The organism is Martinezella rhizogenes (assembly GCF_000799715.1).
Lineage (GTDB): Bacteria > Pseudomonadota > Alphaproteobacteria > Rhizobiales > Rhizobiaceae > Rhizobium > Rhizobium rhizogenes_C.
In genome coordinates this window covers 56,384-73,238 of record NZ_JUHG01000002.1, presented here as the reverse complement: position 1 = coordinate 73,238, position 16,855 = coordinate 56,384, and the positions used below count along the sequence as shown (strand labels likewise).

14 protein-coding genes are annotated in these 16,855 nt (G+C 62.2%); 4 read left to right on the top strand and 10 right to left on the bottom strand.

The genetic code is table 11. The features are described 5' to 3' along the window. Positions 1-56: 56 nt before the first annotated feature. The 3 genes from EX00_RS01595 (at position 57) to EX00_RS01585 (ending at position 4,265) form a co-directional block, all read left to right on the top strand. Complete coding sequence (locus tag EX00_RS01595) at positions 57-1,202, top strand: Gfo/Idh/MocA family protein (RefSeq protein WP_047453468.1); 1,146 nt, start codon at positions 57-59, stop codon at positions 1,200-1,202. A gap of 116 nt (positions 1,203-1,318) precedes the next feature. Next, positions 1,319-2,740: an enolase-like domain-containing protein gene (locus EX00_RS01590; RefSeq protein ID WP_047453466.1), complete on the top strand. Its 1,422-nt coding sequence runs from the start codon at positions 1,319-1,321 to the stop codon at positions 2,738-2,740. Positions 2,741-2,999: 259 nt separating this feature from the next. Beyond that, positions 3,000-4,265, top strand: a complete 1,266-nt coding sequence (locus EX00_RS01585; RefSeq protein ID WP_047453463.1) for a Gfo/Idh/MocA family protein — start codon at positions 3,000-3,002, stop codon at positions 4,263-4,265. Between the two features lie 128 nt (positions 4,266-4,393). On the opposite strand, the gene EX00_RS01580 is transcribed toward EX00_RS01585, so the two are convergent. The 4 genes from EX00_RS01580 to EX00_RS01565 all read right to left on the bottom strand — a co-directional run bounded on the left by EX00_RS01580 (position 4,394) and on the right by EX00_RS01565 (position 9,035). Continuing rightward, the gene (locus EX00_RS01580; RefSeq protein WP_047453461.1) at positions 4,394-4,981 is read right to left on the bottom strand and encodes a transglycosylase SLT domain-containing protein; all 588 of its coding nucleotides are present in this window, start codon (positions 4,979-4,981) and stop codon (positions 4,394-4,396) included. 114 nt (positions 4,982-5,095) lie between these two features. After that, the gene (locus tag EX00_RS01575; RefSeq protein ID WP_047453459.1) at positions 5,096-6,118 is read right to left on the bottom strand and encodes a hydroxyacid dehydrogenase; all 1,023 of its coding nucleotides are present in this window, start codon (positions 6,116-6,118) and stop codon (positions 5,096-5,098) included. Beyond that, entirely contained in the window at positions 6,115-7,971 is a 1,857-nt protein-coding gene (locus EX00_RS01570; RefSeq protein ID WP_047453457.1) for a DUF2264 domain-containing protein, read from the bottom strand. The genes EX00_RS01575 and EX00_RS01570 overlap by 4 nt, the downstream gene beginning before the upstream one ends. A 41-nt stretch (positions 7,972-8,012) precedes the next feature. Continuing rightward, complete coding sequence (locus EX00_RS01565; RefSeq protein WP_047453455.1) at positions 8,013-9,035, bottom strand: LacI family DNA-binding transcriptional regulator; 1,023 nt, start codon at positions 9,033-9,035, stop codon at positions 8,013-8,015. 150 nt (positions 9,036-9,185) lie between these two features. Here EX00_RS01565 and EX00_RS01560 point away from each other — a divergent pair, with 150 nt between their 5' ends. After that, on the top strand, positions 9,186-10,475 hold the full coding sequence (locus EX00_RS01560; RefSeq protein WP_047453452.1) for an ABC transporter substrate-binding protein: 1,290 nt from the start codon (positions 9,186-9,188) through the stop codon (positions 10,473-10,475). Positions 10,476-10,738: 263 nt separating this feature from the next. Here EX00_RS01560 and EX00_RS01555 read toward each other — a convergent pair whose 3' ends face one another. The 6 genes from EX00_RS01555 to EX00_RS01530 form a co-directional block, all read right to left on the bottom strand. Beyond that, positions 10,739-11,599 carry a 5'-nucleotidase, lipoprotein e(P4) family gene (locus EX00_RS01555; RefSeq protein WP_047453450.1) on the bottom strand — a complete coding sequence of 287 codons (861 nt, stop codon included), beginning with the start codon at positions 11,597-11,599 and terminating at the stop codon, positions 10,739-10,741. A 231-nt stretch (positions 11,600-11,830) separates the two neighbouring features. Further along, the gene (locus tag EX00_RS01550) at positions 11,831-13,561 is read right to left on the bottom strand and encodes an ABC transporter substrate-binding protein (RefSeq protein ID WP_047453449.1); all 1,731 of its coding nucleotides are present in this window, start codon (positions 13,559-13,561) and stop codon (positions 11,831-11,833) included. 128 nt (positions 13,562-13,689) lie between these two features. After that, a complete protein-coding gene (locus EX00_RS01545) occupies positions 13,690-13,977 on the bottom strand; it encodes a DUF2160 domain-containing protein (protein ID WP_047453447.1) in 288 nt (95 codons plus the stop codon). A 12-nt stretch (positions 13,978-13,989) separates the two neighbouring features. After that, a complete protein-coding gene (locus tag EX00_RS01540; protein WP_080761182.1) occupies positions 13,990-14,913 on the bottom strand; it encodes a carbohydrate ABC transporter permease in 924 nt (307 codons plus the stop codon). Continuing rightward, positions 14,910-15,782 (bottom strand): carbohydrate ABC transporter permease, encoded by an 873-nt coding sequence (locus EX00_RS01535; protein ID WP_047453445.1) that lies wholly within the window; start codon positions 15,780-15,782, stop codon positions 14,910-14,912. The genes EX00_RS01540 and EX00_RS01535 overlap by 4 nt, the downstream gene beginning before the upstream one ends. A 2-nt stretch (positions 15,783-15,784) precedes the next feature. Beyond that, entirely contained in the window at positions 15,785-16,855 is a 1,071-nt protein-coding gene (locus EX00_RS01530) for an ABC transporter ATP-binding protein (RefSeq protein ID WP_047453443.1), read from the bottom strand.

The following is a 16,855-nucleotide window of genomic DNA, read 5'->3' as shown; positions in this document are numbered from 1 at the left end:
AAACCTTTGCTTTTCCTGACTCGGGAGGGAGTCGGGTCAAACGATCGGGAGGGATCATGAAACGCATCGGGATCATCATGCACGGCGTCACGGGACGCATGGGGCTCAATCAGCATCTCATTCGCTCGATCGTGGCGCTGCGCACCGAAGGCGGCGTGCTGCTGTCGAACGGCGAGCGCGTCATGCCCGATCCGGTCCTTGTCGGCCGCAATGCGGGGCGGCTGGAGGAGCTGGCCCGCACATACGGTATCGAGCGCTGGACCACCGATCTCGACGGCGCGCTCGCCGATCCCAACGATGCGATCTTCTTCGATGCCGCGACAACGCAGATGCGTGCCGAACTGGTCTCCAAGGCGCTGGACGCCGGCAAGCATATTTATTGCGAAAAGCCGATTTCCGACGATCTCGATGCGGCCGTGGCGCTCGCCCGCAAGGCCAAGGCCTCCGGCCTGAAGAACGGCGTGGTGCAGGACAAACTGTTCCTGCCGGGCCTTCGCAAGATCGCCATGCTGCGCGACAGCGGCTTCTTCGGCAAGATCCTCTCGGTGCGCGGTGAGTTCGGCTACTGGGTCTTCGAGGGCGACTGGCAGACGGCGCAGCGGCCGTCGTGGAATTACCGCAAGGCGGACGGCGGCGGCATTATCCTCGATATGCTCTGCCACTGGCGCTATGTGCTCGACAACCTCTTCGGACCGGTGAAGGCGATCAGCTGCCTCGGCGCCACCCATATCCCCGAACGCGTCGATGAGGCCGGACGGCGCTATGTGGCCGACGCCGACGATGCGGCCTATGCCACCTTCGAGCTCGAGGGCGGCATCGTCGCCCATATCAATTCCTCCTGGGCCGTGCGCGTCCGCCGCGACGATCTCGTGACCTTCCAGGTTGACGGCACCCATGGTTCGGCGGTGGCCGGCTTGACCCGTTGCTTTACCCAGCATCGTGTCAACACGCCGAAGCCGGTGTGGAACCCGGACCAGCCGCAGACGATCGATTTCTTCGACACCTGGGACGAGGTGCCGGACAATCAGGTCTATGACAACGGCTTCAAGATCCAGTGGGAAATGTTCTTGCGCCATGTGCTCGAGGATGCGCCCTGGCGCTACACGCTGACGGAAGGCGCCAAGGGCGTGCAGCTTGCCTCACTCGGCCTGCAAAGCTGGGCCGAGCGCCGCTGGCTGGATGTCGAGCCGCTGGAGATTTGACCGGCAGGATAAAGCTCCCTCGCCCCGCTTGCGGGGAGAGGGCTGGGGTGAGGGGCCAGGCACGCGGATGCGGCATAGGCAGACCTGCCTGACAATCACGGGAGCCGCCTAAAACCATGACCGAGCCATTGAAAATCAGACTTGTCGAGGCGGAGGCTTTCGAGCGGCCGGTCAAGTTGCGGCTTCCCTTCCGCTTTGGAGCCGCGACGCTCCGGGAGGCACGGCAGATTTTTCTGCGTGTTCGCATCGAGGATACCCACGGCCGTTCGGCAAGCGGGATGGCGGCGGAGTTGATGGTGCCGAAATGGTTCGACAAATCGCCCGAGCTGTCCAACGCCGACAATGAAAACCAGCTGCGCCGTTCGCTGGTGCTGGCGCTCGACGCCTTGCAAGGCGCGGGGCTGGAGACAGCCTTCACGCTGCATGCGGTCGTCGAAGCGGCCCATCATGCGCGCGCCGCGACGGAGACGCTGAACGGCCTGGTCGCCTCCTTCGGCCTGGCGCTCGCCAACAGGGCGGTGCTTGATGCCCTCTGCCGGCTGGAAGGATTGACGATCGCGCAGGCGATCAAGGCCAATCGCCCCGGTATCGATGCGTCGACCACGCTGGATCTCGAAGGCTTCGATCTCTCAGGCTTCCTGTCAACATTGACGCCGGCTCGAAGCCTTGCCGCCCGCCACACCGTCGGCCTCGTCGACGCCATCGAGACGCGCGATATTGCGGCTTGCGAGCGTTTGAGCGATGGGCTACCGGAAAGCTTCGAAGAGGCGATCGATGCCTATGGCCTGACCTTCTTCAAGGTGAAGGTGTCGGGCATTCCCGGTGCCGATATCGATCGCCTTTGCCGGATTGCCGCAGTGATCGACGCCAAGGTGCCGGCCTATTCGGTGACGCTGGATGGCAATGAGCAATTCGCGTCCGCCGAGGCGGTGGCCGATCTGCTGGCCCGCATCCGGGCCGAGCCGAGACTGGCGCGGTTCGCGGCATCGATCCTGTTCGTCGAACAGCCGATCGCTCGCGCCCATGCTTTCGAGAAACCGGTGACGGCGCTTGCCGCCTTCAAGCCGGTCGAAATCGATGAATCCGATGCCGACATCAATGCTTTCATCACGGCGAGGCGGCTTGGCTATACCGGCATCTCCTCCAAATCCTGCAAGGGTTTCTATCGCTCGCTATTGAACCGGGCGCGGGTCGCCAAGTGGAGCGCTGACGACGGCATTGCCTATTTCATGTCGGCCGAAGACCTGACGACGCAGGGCGGCCTTGCCGTGCAGCAGGATCTGGCGCTCGCCTCGCTGATCGGCATGACGCATATCGAGCGCAACGGTCATCATTATGTCGACGGCATGGCCGGCGCGCCCGAGGCCGAGCAGGCGGCTTTCGCGCGGGCGCACGACGATCTCTATGCCGTTCGCGACGGGCGGACGCGGCTGAGGATCGAAGGCGGCAGGATCGCCATCGGCTCGGTCGTCGGCGCCATCGGTCTCGGTTCGTCCATCGCGCCCGACTGGAGCGTGATGGAGAGATCGCCGAAGTAGGATTGTTATGGTCAGGCGCGTCGTGTCTTCGGCGTGCTGTCGTGGGTGGCCCCTCACCCTAGCCCTCTCCCCGCACATGCGGGGAGAGGGGACGACAGTGCAAGCCAATCGGCCTAACCACTCGGACCGGGGCGACATTGGGCATGATAACCCCCTCGCCCCGCCTTGCGGGGAGAGGGTTGGGGTGAGGGGCCAGGCAGGAAGGTGAGGCAAATCCGGACTAACCTGACCATCGTTATTGCGGACACTGGAGGAAAACATGCCGTCGTCATCGAAGAAGCGCTATGCTCTGGTCGGAACCGGAAATCGTGGCGTTACCATGTGGGGCAAGGATCTGGTCGAGCGTTGGGGCAATGAGGTCGAGCTTGTCGCCGTTTGCGATCTCAACGCGATGCGCGCCAGGCGGGCGCTGGAGTATATCGGTGCCAAGGTGCCGGTCTATACCGATTTCGACGAGTTGCTGCGGGTCGAAAAGCCGGATCTCGTTATCGTCTGTACCCGCGATTCCGCCCATGACGACCTGATCGTCAAGGCGATGGAGGCCGGCGCCAATGTCATCAGCGAGAAGCCGATGACGACGACGGTCGACAAGATCAAACGCATCCTCGACGCCGAGGCGCGAACCGGCAAACGGCTCGATGTCTCCTTCAATTACCGCTTCGCCCCGACGGCTGCAAAGATCAAGGAGCTGATCAATTCCGGCGTCATCGGCGATGTCACTTCCGTCGATTTTCATTGGTATCTCGACACTAGCCACGGCGCCGATTATTTCCGCCGCTGGCATGCCTTCGTCGAAAATTCCGGCAGCCTTTTCGTCCATAAGGCGACGCATCATTTCGATCTTCTGAACTGGTATCTGGATTCCGATCCGGAAACGGTCTCGGCCTTCGCCGATCTCAAGCATTACGGCCGCAAGGGTCCCTTTCGCGGCGAGCGCTGTCGTGGCTGTCGGTATAAGGACGAGTGCGATTATTATCTCGATATCAGCGAGACGCCGCTGCTCGAAAGCCTCTATGAGGACCCGTCGACGGTTGACGGCTATGTTCGCGATGCCTGCGTCTTCCGCGAGGATATCGATATCCCCGATACGATGGTTTCTTCGATCCGCTATCGCAACGGCGTCAATGTCTCCTACTCGCTGAACACCTACATGCCGATCGAAGGCCACCACATCGCCTTCAACGGCCACAAGGGTCGTATCGAGATGCGGCAATATGAGAAGCAGAAATGGACGACACCGCCGGCGGACGAAATCGTCGTCATGAAGAATTCCGGCGATGTCGAGCGCATCTGGGTGCCACATTCGTCTGGTGGCCACTATGGCGGCGACGACCGGCTGCGCAACATGCTGCTGCGATCCGGGCCGAACGACGAGCTGAGACAGCGTGCCGGTTCACGCGCGGGCGCAATGTCGGTTCTCTGTGGCATCGCGGCGCTGGAAAGCAGCCACACCGGTCAGCAGGTCTCGATCGCCGATATCTGGGGCGAAGACGGTGGCTTGAACCTGCGGGAGGCGCGGCCGTAACTGAACGCGCCGCCTTTAGAGCATGATGCCGAAAAGTGTAAGCGGTTTTCGGACGACATCATGCTCTACTTATTTGATTGTAGAGCGGATTCAGATTTTAGGTCGAGTCGACCTAAAATCATCCGACTCTAATTGCAGCTCGGCAACTGCTGCGCGTAAAGCGCCGTCATGCCGTTGAAGCGCTTGGCACCCGCCAATGCGGTCGCGTTGCCGCGCCATGACCCCTGCAGATAGCCCTTCGTGCCGGAATAATAGGCGAGATAGAGATCGTAGGAATCGTTGAGCGCGATGCCGGTCTCGAGGTGCGTCCGGTAGTGATACCAGCCGACGAAATCGATGGCGTCGGAGAAGCTTGTGCGGCTTGCGCCCCAGTTGCCTGTCTCGCGCTTATACTTGTCCCAGGTGCCGTCAAGCGCCTGCGAGAAGCCATAGGCGCTCGATGGGCGCTTCCAGGGAATGAAGCCGAGCAGATATCGTCTGGGCGGACGGGCACGCGGCTGGAAGCCGGATTCGGTGTAGATCGTCGCCATCAGGATCGGTACGGGAACGCCGTATTTGCGCTCGGTGCGCTCGGCCGCCCGCTGCCAGTTGTTGAACCAGCCGTCGCGCTGATCGAAGATCGCGCAGACATTGCGGGTACGGCTGGGCGCGGTGGCGCAGCTTGCCAGCACGCCGAGCAGCAAGACAGCCAGAATGGAAAGAACGCGAGTACGCATGACTAGAACCTCTTCGCTAAAGAGATTGCTAGCCGGGAATGATTAAAAACGAGTTCTCCATCTGTGCCGAAATAGGGCGGTTTCAGGGTGTTTTCGTGAATTTGCTGCGTTGCGTCATGCCATGCGCGCCAGATCCTCACGACGGATTTCGTAGAGCAGCGGTTTGCCCTCGATGAAGCGGATCGCCTCGTCCACTGCCATCTCGCCGAGGCGGGTGCGCTCCAGGCCGACGGCGCCGGCGATATGCGGCGTCAGGAAGACATTCGGCAGGTCGTAAAAGGCCGAGCCTGCCTCCGGGATTTCCGGATCGGTGACGTCGATGATCGCGTCGATCCGGCCGGTTTTCAGGGTGGCGAGCAGGGCGGCTTCGTCGACCAGCGCGCCGCGCGCCGTGTTGATGAAGGTGGCACCTGGTTTCATCAGTGACAGGCGGTGCGCGTCGATCATATGCCGCGTCGCCGGCAGCGAAGGGGCATGCAGCGAAACGATATCGGCGTTGGCCATCAGGACGTCGAGTTCGGTCTTCTTCACGCCGAGACGCGCCGCCTCTGCCTCGTCGACCATCGGATCGTAGAGCAGGATCCGGTAGTCGAAGGGCGCGAGCAGTTCGATCACCCGCCGGCCGATACGCGATGCGCCGATAATGCCGACCGTGCGGCCATAATTGCCGATGGCCTCGGCCTGCATCGGCTGCGTGCGATGGCGGTTGCGGTCGGTGACGTAGAGGTCGCGAAAGCGGAAGACCTGCTTGCCAGCGAAGATGATAGCGGCAAGGGTGAATTCGGCGACCGGCAGGGCATTGGCCTGCGCCGCATGGCTCACCACGATGTTCCTGTCGAACAGGCCGTCCTCGATCAGGCCCTTCACCGTGCCGGCCGCATGCGCCACCAGCTTGAGATGCGGTGCCTGCGCCAGTGCGGCCTCGTCAATGGGCGGCGAACCCCAGCCGGTGATCAAGATTTCCGTTTCGCCGAGCAGTTTGCGCGCCCTTTCATCATCGAAGCGCACCATCGGCGTGGCGTCGAGTACATGAGCGACCGTGTTGAGACGCTGGATCAGAGCTGCTGGTAGCACATGCTGCGTGCGGGATGGCTGCATAGCGAAGGCAATGGTCGGGCGGGAGGCGGATGGTGTCATGGCAGGCGTCCCGGCGCTTCGATGGCGCTGACGGTGACGCCTTTCTCGGCGATCAGGGCGCGCAGGGCGTCGATATCGGGCTTTGCGGGTGGCTTCGTCCAGGCGCCGGAAACGGCCGAGGGATCGCGCTCGGCGAGGATAGCGGAGACGAGAATGGTTTCGCCCGCCGGGATCGTGCCGCGCAATTGCGGCACCAGCGTCTTTGAGGCGATCAGATTGGTGTTCGGCGGCGCCTTCTGTGCCACGCCGTCGCGGGCGATGGTCGAGCCGAGATCGAGAATACCGCTGAAATCCTCTTCGCCGATGGCATAGGCAGCACCTTTTCCGGCTGAGAGCGTGTCGGCCTCGAAATCGCGCCGCGCGATGGCAAAGCCACCTTCTGCGGTTTGCAACGGCCGCGGCGTGACGATCTTGTGCAGTCGGACATGCCAGGGGGCTGCTGGGATCAGCCAGGTCTCGACGGTCACGTCCGGCAAGGGCGACCATTTGGCGTAAAGCGTATCTCCGGCAAGCTTCGCCTCCTGATTGGTCTCGCGGACACGGTAGTGCAGGCCGTCATCGCTGAAGGCGAGCATGCTGTCGAAGGCAGCGCCGGTGAAGGCGCGTTCGTCGCTTTCGATGCTGAAGCCATAGCGGGCGGAATAGGCGAACTTGGCGTATTTTTCCGCCCCGAATCGCATCTGCTGATTTTCCTGGCCGGAGGACAGTGCCACGACATCGGCCTTGCTGTGCATCATCACCATGCCGGGATGCTTGAGAGGAACGATCGAAGGCTCGGCGGCCTGCGGCTTTTCCTCGGCGGTCCAGAAAGGGTGCGTCTCGGGAAGCGCCAGCGGCAGGAATGCCTTGAAGGCCCAATAGGGCGAGCCGGCGGAATTGTAGTTTTCCGACATCAGCAGGTTGGGATAGCCGTAGCCGATTGGCAGCGTGCCGTCGCGATTGGCGATCGGCTTGTCGGCCCACCAGCGCAGATGCCGGAGGCAAAGCCCCTTGATCTCGCCCCAGGGCAGCGCCTCGACATCGGCAAAGGCGAGTGCCGACCAGAAGCCGGCGCAGGCGAAACGGTAAGTCAGGCTGCGGCCGAAGGGAACGGTGGCGCCATCCGATGCGAACCAGTGACGAAAGTCCTTGGCGAAGAGCACGGCGCGCTCGCGGTAGCGCTCGGCGCGGTCGTCATCGACGAGCTTGGAATAGATCAGCCCGTAGAAATGCATGGCGAAGGGAACGTAGTGGTCGATGCGCCGGATATTGCCGTCGCGATACCAGCCGTCGGCGATATAGAAGCCGTCCAATTCCCGAAGATAATCCTCCGTCAGGCTGCGGTCGAAGGTGGCGCCGAGCCGGTCCAGCGCGATGTCCACCAGCACGCGGAAGAAGCGCCAGTTGTTGTCGGCATAGTCGAAGGTGCGGGCATGCTTGAGATAGGTGATGAGATTGTTGCGGGCGCGGGCGTCCAGCGGCTCCCAGATCTTCTCCGGCACCAGTGCCAGCGCGAAGCCGAGGGCGGCAAGCTCGACCATGCGCTGGTCGCGGCCGTTGACCGCGCCCCAATATTCCGGATGAGCAGGGTCGACGCCGTTGGCGATCCCCTCGGCGAAGCGGCCCCAATGGGCGAAATCGCCGCCGCCGGCGCCGAGCGGCGCGAGGCCCCAGAGCGGGCGGGCAAAGCCTTCGAGATCGGCGGCGGCGCGGTCGAAATGCGCGCCGGCGGCGTCGATGCGGACGCGGGCATTGCCCTTGGAAAAATAGGGCAGCAGTGGATCGAACAGGTCGGTCAGCGCGCAACGCATGTCGGCGCGGTTCTTGAGTGGATTGCCGGCGAGCGGATTGGTGCTGACGGGGTCGTAGATCATCGGTCTGGCTCTTGCTTGGTCGCCTCGGCAGGAGACGCGGTTCAGGTTTCGGGCGGAAGGGTGCCGCCGGCGACAGGTGTGACGGCGTGGCAGACTTGGCGGGCAGGCGCGTCGCGGTCGCGGAAGCGGGCGATCATCAGGTTGATAGCCTCGCGCCCCAGGGCGGCGCGGTCGACGCGCATGGTGGCGAGGCGCGGATTGGTCATCAGGGCGCAGGGCAGGTCGTCGAAGCCGATGATGGCGAAGTCGTCCGGCACGCGCAGGCCGGTTTCCACCACGGCATCGAGCACGCCAACGGCGATGAAATCGTTCATGCAGAAGGCGGCGGTGAAGCTGCGGTCCCCGGCAAGGATAGCGGCGGTAGTGTCATGGGCCTCCTGGCTGGAGCTGCCGCGGAATGTCATCGGCACCAGCCGGCCCTTAGCGCCCTCCACCGAGGCGATCGCCGCTTCGAAGCCGCGGACGCGTTCGCGGATCGTCTGGCGGTGAGAGCCGGTGAAATGCAGGATACGGCGATGTCCGGCATCGAGCAGCCGGCGGGTCGCGGCGTAAGCGCCGAAGAAATTCGAGGGCGAAACGCCGTCGAAGCGCAGCTTCGGGTCGGTCCCGTTGACGAGCACGGTCGGTGTGCCGCTCTCCTCCAGCCAGGGGCGGAGGTCGTCGGGCGGATCGATGCCGACGAGGAACAGGCCCTCGGCGCCAGCTGTTTGCAGTTGCTCCTGGATGTGCTCGGGCGAGGTCCTTGCCTCGCGGACAAGGCGGATGTCGAAGGGCATGCCGCGCTCAGCGGCTCCGGCGCGCAAGCCCTCGAGAATGCCTTCGTAAAAGACGCTGAGGCCGCCCGTGGCGCTATCACTGGCGATCAACGCCAGCCCGCCAGGCATGGCATCGGCCGCCGCCTTCAGGGGGTAGCCGAGATCGGTCGCCACCTTGAAGATCTGTTGGCGGATCGTGTCGCTGATGCCGGGCTCGTTGGTGAGCACCCGCGACACGGTGGAGACGGAGACGCCGGCCCTGCTGGCAATATCGGCTTGGGTGATGCGTTTGGATCGAAGCTCGTTCATAGCGCAACAATCGTGCAAATCATGCAAATTTGCAAGAAAAAGATTGTTTCTTGCGTTTCGCAATGAAGTTGCATATCCTCCCGTGGAATTATCCGCAGTAGGCGTCGGGGAGATCGTCGCGGATAGCAACGCAAGAGAAGGAGGAATCTCATGCGCCTGAATCGTCGTTCATTCATGATCGGAACTGCCGGTGCCGCAGCCGGTCTCGCTTTCGGTGGAGGGGCCGCCTTTGCCGATGCGACGCAATTGCGGGCGATGTGGTGGGGCTCGCCCGATCGCGGCAAGCGCACGATCGGTGTCGCCGAGCTGTTTCATAGCAAGAACCCGGATATTTCCGTCGTCGGCGAAAGCATCAGCGGCGACGGCTACTGGGCAAAGCTTGCCACCGGCATGGCCAGCCAGAACATTGCGGATGTCTTCCAGCTCGAGCCGAGCACGATTTCGGATTATTCCAAGCGCGGCGCCTGCATGCCGCTCGACCAATTCGTGCCCTCAACGCTGAATGTGGATAGTTTCGGCAAGGATGTGCTGAAGCTGACCACCGTCGACAACAAGCTCTATGGCGTCGGCCTCGGGCTCAACTCTTTTGCGATGTTCTATGACGAGGAGATGTTCAAGAAGACCGGCCTGACGCCGCCCGGCCCGACCACGACATGGGCAGACTATGCCGATCTTGTCGTTGAGATGACCAAGGCGGCCGGCAAGCGCGGCTATTGGGGCGGTCCCTATGGTGCACGCTACAACTATGTGCTGGATGCCTGGCTGCGTCAGCGCGGCAAGAGCCTTTACACGGATGAGGGCGGTCTCGGCTTCAGTGTCGACGACGCCAAGGAATGGTACTCCTATTGGGAAGACCTGCGCCAGCGTGGCGGCACTGTCTCGGCCGATGTCCAGACGCTCGACCAGAATGTTATCGAGAGCAACTGCCTGGCACTCGGCAAATCCGCCATCGGCATGGCCTATTCCAACCAGCTCGTCGGCTATCAGCTCGTGGTCAAGAGCAAGCTCGCCGTTACGATGCTGCCGCGCGAAAAGAAGGACGGCCCCTCAGGCCACTACTATCGCCCGGCCCTGATCTGGAGCGTCGGCGCCACAAGCAAGAATGGTGAGGCGGCCGCGAAGTTCATCAACTTCTTCGTCAACGATCCCGATGCCGGCAAGATCCTCGGCGTCGAGCGCGGCGTGCCGATGTCGCCGGCCGTGCGCGCCGCCATCCTGCCGACCCTCAATCCGGTCGAGCAGCAGACGGTGAAATATATCGAGCTGTTGAAGGATCAGGTCGGAACCTATCCGGTGCCGGCACCGCTCGGCTCGCAAGAGTTCGATCAGAACGTCATGCGCCCCGTCGCCGACCAGCTCGCCTTCGGCAAGATCACGGTCGCGGAAGCGGCAAAGAGACTGGTGGAGGAAGGTGCGACGAAGCTGAAGAGGAAGAGTTGATTGATAGCTGGCTATATGGGTGACGGTCAGGCGAGTTCGGTTTTGCCGAAGCTTTGTGCGTGGCCCCTCATCCTAGCCTTCTCCCCGCAAGCGGGGAGAAGGGACGGCAGCGCGAAACGATCAGCCTCTCCACTCGAGCGGAAGCTCTGTTTGGCATTGTAGAGCCCCCTCGCCCCGCAATGCGGGGAGAGGGTTGGGGTGAGGGGCCAGGCAAAGAGTTACGGCAAGCGCGAACTCACCCGACAAACCTCTGTCGAGGATCGTTACTTCCCATCCCAGGGCTTCAGCGCATCCTGCTTCAGCTGGCGCTGTTTTTCGGGCGGCAGCTTGTAGTCGCCCTTGTAGGGCGCGCTTTCGAATGAGCCGTAGGTCGGGTTGGCGATGGCGATCCAGTCGTGGCCGAAACGGGCGGCGTTGGCTTCGAAGACCTTCTGGCGTTCCTCGACCGTGCCCTTGTAGTCATCGGTGAAGTCGCCGAAATTGTCACCGAACAGCAGCAGGATGCGGTAGTTCTTGGCGATGAAGGCGCGGCGCGTGCCCTTAGCGGAACCCCAGTCCGGCTGTTCCTTGGCGCTGAGGAAAGTGTCGACATTGTCGCCCATCGGGAAGCCGAAGCGCTTCATCTCCTCGACGGTCGGGCCTTCCTCGCCGGCGGTGCGGTTGGTGACGTAGAAGACTTTCACACCCTTGGAGGCCGCATATTGCGTGAACTCGACGGAGCCCGGAATGGGGCTGTCCTGCTGGGCGTTGACGTATTTTGTCCAGCTGTCCGGCGTGAAACTGGTGCCGGCAATGATGTTCTGGGCCTGATACGGCGATGTGTTGAGCACGGTATCATCGACATCGAGGACGATCGCCGGCGGGAAATCCTGGAAATTGCCTGATTGTTCGGCTGGGGCCGCAGTCCAGTTCTTGTCCGCTAACGCTTCGTCGAGCCGAATGCGGCCGAGCGCATAGGCGCCGAGCGCATTGGCCTTGGCCTCGACGGAGGTCTGGTCCCAGAGAACCGCGTTGAGATTGTCGTCGGGCTGGGCGGCCGGCAAGTCGGCGGCCAAAGCCGGCAGGGCGGCGGTAAGGCTGATGGCGGTGACGAGCGCCCGGCGCCCAAAATAGCTGTTTCTCACGCTGTTCTCCTTATGATTATTGGCTGCTGAAAATCCGCAAGGTATATCAACGACTTCTGATGTATGCCGATGCCATGATCCGGATAAGGATAGTTCGCGCTCGCAGGAAATGTGTCAAGTATGTGACAGATGCTATGCGGCTAGTTTTTGCTGTTTCTCCGTCTTTCGCGGTGACGGAAAAATGCCGGGGCCCTTTCAGGCCCCGGCATCCTATTGCGTTAAAGGCTCTGCTTACTTCTGCGCGTCGGCCCAGCTCTTGACCAGTTCGTCGTAGTTGACGGTGACCGGCTTTTCTTTCTCGTTGGCGATCTTCAGCTGCGGAGCGAGATGGCCGTTCTTGACGGCATCGGCGTTCCAGTAGGCGAGATCATGCTCCTCGGCGAGCTTCGGACCGATATCGCCCTGAACACCGGCGCGCTCGATACGCTGCATCACCTTTTCCTGGTCGGCGCAGAGCGCGTCCATGGCGCCTTGCGCGTCCTTGGCACCTGATGCGGCATCGCCGATCGCCTGCCACCAGAGCTGTGCCAGCTTCGGATAGTCCGGAACGTTGGTGCCGGTTGGCGACCACTGGACACGAGCCGGCGAACGATAGAACTCGATCAGACCGCCGAGTTCAGGCGCACGCTTGGTGAAGCTCTTGTCGCGGATGGTGGATTCGCGGATGAAGGTGAGGCCGACATGGCTCTTCTTCACGTCCACCGTCTTCGATGTCACGAACTGCGCATAGAGCCATGCGGCCTTGGCGCGGTCGACCGGGGTCGACTTCATCAGCGTCCAGGAACCGACGTCCTGATAGCCAAGCTTCATGCCGTCCTTCCAGTAGACGCCATGCGGCGACGGTGCCATGCGCCATTTCGGCGTGCCGTCGGCGTTCATGACCGGCAGGCCGGGCTTGACCATGTCGGCGGTGAAGGCCGTGTACCAGAAGATCTGCTGCGCGACATTGCCCTGCGACGGAACCGGACCGGATTCCGAGAAGGTCATGCCCTGGGCTTCCGGCGGTGCGTAGGCCTTCAACCAATCGAGATATTTCTGGATGGAGTAGACGGCGGCCGGGCCGTTGGTGTCGCCGCCGCGCGCGACGCAGGAGCCGACCGGACGCGAGTTGGCGTCGACCTTGATGCCCCATTCGTCAACCGGCAAGCCGTTCGGCAGGCCCTTGTCGCCGTTGCCGGCCATGGAGAGCCAGGCATCGGTGAAGCGCCAGCCGAGCGACGGGTCCTTCTTGCCATAGTCCATATGGCCGAAGACCTTCTTGCCGTTGACGTCACGGCCGGTGAAGAACTGGGCGATGTCCTCATAGGCCGACCAGTTGACCGGCACGCCGAGATCGTAGCCGTACTTCGCCTTGAAGTCGGCCTTGTTCTTCTCGTCGTTGAACCAGTCGTAGCGGAACCAATAGAGGTTGGCGAACTGCTGGTCGGGAAGCTGGTAGAGCTTCTTGTCCGGAGCGGTGGTGAAGCTGGTGCCGATGAAGTCGGGGATATCGAGACCGGGATTGGTAACATCCTTGCCTTCGCCGGCCATCCAGTCCGTCAGGTTGCGCACCTGCTTGTAGCGCCAATGAGTGCCGATCAGGTCGGAATCGTTGACCCAGCCGTCATAGAGGTTCTGGCCGGTCTGCATCTGCGTCTGGATCTTCTCGACGACGTCGCCTTCCTGGATGACGTCGTGGGTGACCTTGATGCCGGTGATGGCGGTGAAGGCCGGTGCCAGAACCTGCGATTCATACTGGTGGGTGGTCAGGGTTTCCGAGACAACCTTGATCTCCATGCCCTGGAAGGGCTTGGCCGCGTCGACGAACCATTGCATTTCCTTTTCCTGGTCGGCGCGCGAGAGCGTCGAGACATCGCCGATCTCCTTGTCCAGGAATGTCTTGGCTTCGTTCATGCCGGCCTGAGCCGAGCCGGCCAGAGCCAGCAGCACGACTGCCGTCGTTGTTAAGAGATGCCGTCGCATATATTCCTCCCTACAGGTTGCGAACGCATTGTCAGGCGACCGGATCTCCGGCCGTCTGTATCGACTTGCCTTACCGCGTCTCATGCCCGTCTTTGGACATGCGACGCGGTAACTCCTTGAAACCGTGCCTAGACCAGGCGGAAGACGCCGATCGCATAGACCACGGAAATGGCGACCGCCCACCACAGGTTAGGCCCGATCAGACCCAACCATGCAATATGGATGAAGGCGGCGCCGAGCAGCGAGACGAACAGCCGGTCGCCGCGCGTCGTTTCGAAATGCAGGATGCCGACGCGCGGATTGCCGCCGGGCGAAACATATTCCCAGACGGCCATGCCGATCAGCAGCGCCAGGATCGTCGCGAAGAACAGCGCGGTCGGCAGCGTCCAGGCCATCCAGGAAAAATCGGTATTCATGATGGTCTCCCTTCAGACGCGGCCGAGCGCGAAGCCCTTGGCGATGTAGTTGCGGACGAAATAGATGACGAGTGCGCCGGGGACCAAGGTCAGCACGCCGGCGGCGGCAAGCAGGCCCCAGTCCATGCCCGAGGCCGAGACCGTGCGCGTCATGATGGCGGCGATCGGCTTGGCGTCGGTCACCGTCAGCGTGCGGGCGATCAAAAGCTCGACCCAGGAGAACATGAAGCAGAAGAAGGCGGCGACGCCGATGCCGCTGGCAATCAGCGGAATGAAGATCTTGATGAAGAAACGCGGGAACGAATAGCCGTCGATATAGGCCGTCTCGTCGATCTCCTTCGGCACGCCGGACATGAAGCCCTCAAGGATCCAGACCGCGAGCGGCACGTTGAACAGGCAGTGCGCCAGCGCCACGGCGATATGGGTGTCGATCAGGCCGAAGGCCGAATAGAGCTGGAAGAAGGGCAGTGCGAAGACCGCCGGCGGCGCCATGCGGTTGGTCAGCAGCCAGAAGAAAACGTGCTTGTCGCCGAGGAAGCGGTAGCGCGAGAAGGCGTAGGCGGCCGGAAGCGCACAGCCAACCGAGATCACCATGTTCATGACGACATAGGTGATCGAGTTGATATAGCCCTTGTACCAGGACGGATCGGTGAAGATGATCGTGTAGTTGCGCAGTGTCGGCGCATGCGGATAGAGCGTCAATCCGCCGACGATCTCCTCATTGGTCTTGAAGCTCATGTTGACGAGCCAGTAGATCGGCAGGAGCAGGAAGATAATGTAGAGCGTCGGCACCACCCAGGACCAGCGTCCCTCTTCACGATGCCGGCTTACCGACTGTGTGCCGGTGGTGGCCGGAGCGTTCGCCGTGGAGCTTGAGGCGGCCAATTGGTGCATCGTCGCATCGTCGGCCGTGGTGGAAAGAGGTTTGGCGCTCATCGCGTCGCTCCCGCATCATAATTGGTCATGACGGTATAGAAGACCCAGGACAAGAGCAGCACGATCAGGAAGTAGACGAGCGACATTGCCGCCGCCGGACCGAGGTCGAACTGGCCAAGCGCAATCTTCACTAGGTCGATCGACAGGAAGGTCGTGGAATTGCCGGGGCCGCCGCCGGTGACGACGAAGGGTTCGGTATAGATCATGAAGCTGTCCATGAAGCGCAGCAGCACGGCGATCAAAAGCACCCGGTTCATCTTCGGCAGCTGGATGTAGCGGAAGACGGACCAGCGTGAAGCGCCGTCGATCTTGGCCGCCTGGTAGAAGGCGTCGGGAATGGAGGCAAGGCCGGCATAGCAGAGCAGCACGACAAGGCTGGTCCAGTGCCAGACGTCCATGAGGATGATCGTCGCCCAGGCGTCGACCGGATCGGACACATAATTATAGTCGATGCCAAGGCCGACGAGGACATAGCCCATCAGGCCGATATCGCTGCGGCCGAACACCTGCCAGATGGTGCCGACGACATTCCACGGGATCAGCAGCGGCAGGGCCATCAGCACCAGGCAGACCGGCACGCCGACGCCCTTCTTCGGCATGTTGAGGGCGATGAGGATGCCAAGCGGCACCTCGATCGCCAGGATGGTGAAGGAGAAGATCAGGTTGCGGAACATCGCGTCCCAGAAGCGGCCGGAACGGAGGATTTCCTCGAACCATTGCGTACCCGCCCAGAAGAAGACGTTGTTGCCGAAGGTGTCCTGCAGCGAATAGTTCACGACCGTCATCAGCGGAATAACGGCCGAGAAACCGACCAGCACCAGGACGGGAATGAGCATGAACCAGGCTTTGTTGTTCCACGGCTTGTCCATGATCAGGCTCCCATCTCGACGCGCCAGGAGTTGGCATAGATATTGATGCCGGCGGGATCGAACGCGATATGCGGTTCGGCCGGTACGGTCTGGTCCTCGCCGATGACGGCGACGATGTCCTGTCCGTCCAGTTTGGCGCGCACCACCTTGCGGCGGCCGAGATCCTCGACCTGTGTGACCGTCGCCGGCATGCCTTCGCGGCCAAGGCGGACGAATTCCGGGCGGATGCCGAGTTCGGAGCGGCCCTCGCGCCGCTCAATGGGCGCGCCGGGGAGAGCGATGGTGCGGTTGCCGAGCCGCGCATTGCGGCCGTCAATCTCGATCGGCATGACGTTCATGCCTGGCGAGCCGATGAAATAACCGACGAAGGTGTGGCGCGGGCGCTCGAACAGGTCGTTCGGCGTGCCAATCTGCACCACCTCGCCATTGTACATGACCACCACCTTGTCGGCGAAGGTCAGCGCTTCCGTCTGGTCGTGGGTGACATAGACCATGGTGAAGCCGAAGCGGCGGTGGAGCTGCTTCAGCTGCGAGCGCAGCACCCATTTCATATGCGGGTCGATGACCGTCAGCGGCTCGTCGAACAGGATGGCGTTGACGTCGGAGCGCACCAGGCCGCGGCCGAGTGAAATCTTCTGCTTGGCATCGGCCGTCAGGCCGCGCGCCTTGCGATGGGCGCTGTCGGAGAGGCCGATCATTTCGATGATCTCGTCGACCTTGCGCTTCACGTCGGCTTCTGGGACGTGCCGGTTGCGCAGAGGAAAGGCGAGGTTTTCATAGACCGTCATCGTGTCGTAGACGACCGGGAACTGGAAGACCTGGGCGATGTTGCGCTCCTGGGTCGATAGCCGGGTCACGTCCTTGCCGTCGAAGAGGATGCGGCCTTCCGAGGCGCGCACCAGGCCGGAGACGATGTTGAGCAGCGTGGTCTTGCCGCAGCCGGACGGTCCGAGCAGCGCATAGGCGCTGCCGTCCTCCCAGCTGTGATGCACTTCCTTCAGCGCATAGTCCGCGTCGGACTTCGGATGGTCGTTATAGGCGTGTCGGATATGATCCAGGTCGATACGTGCCAT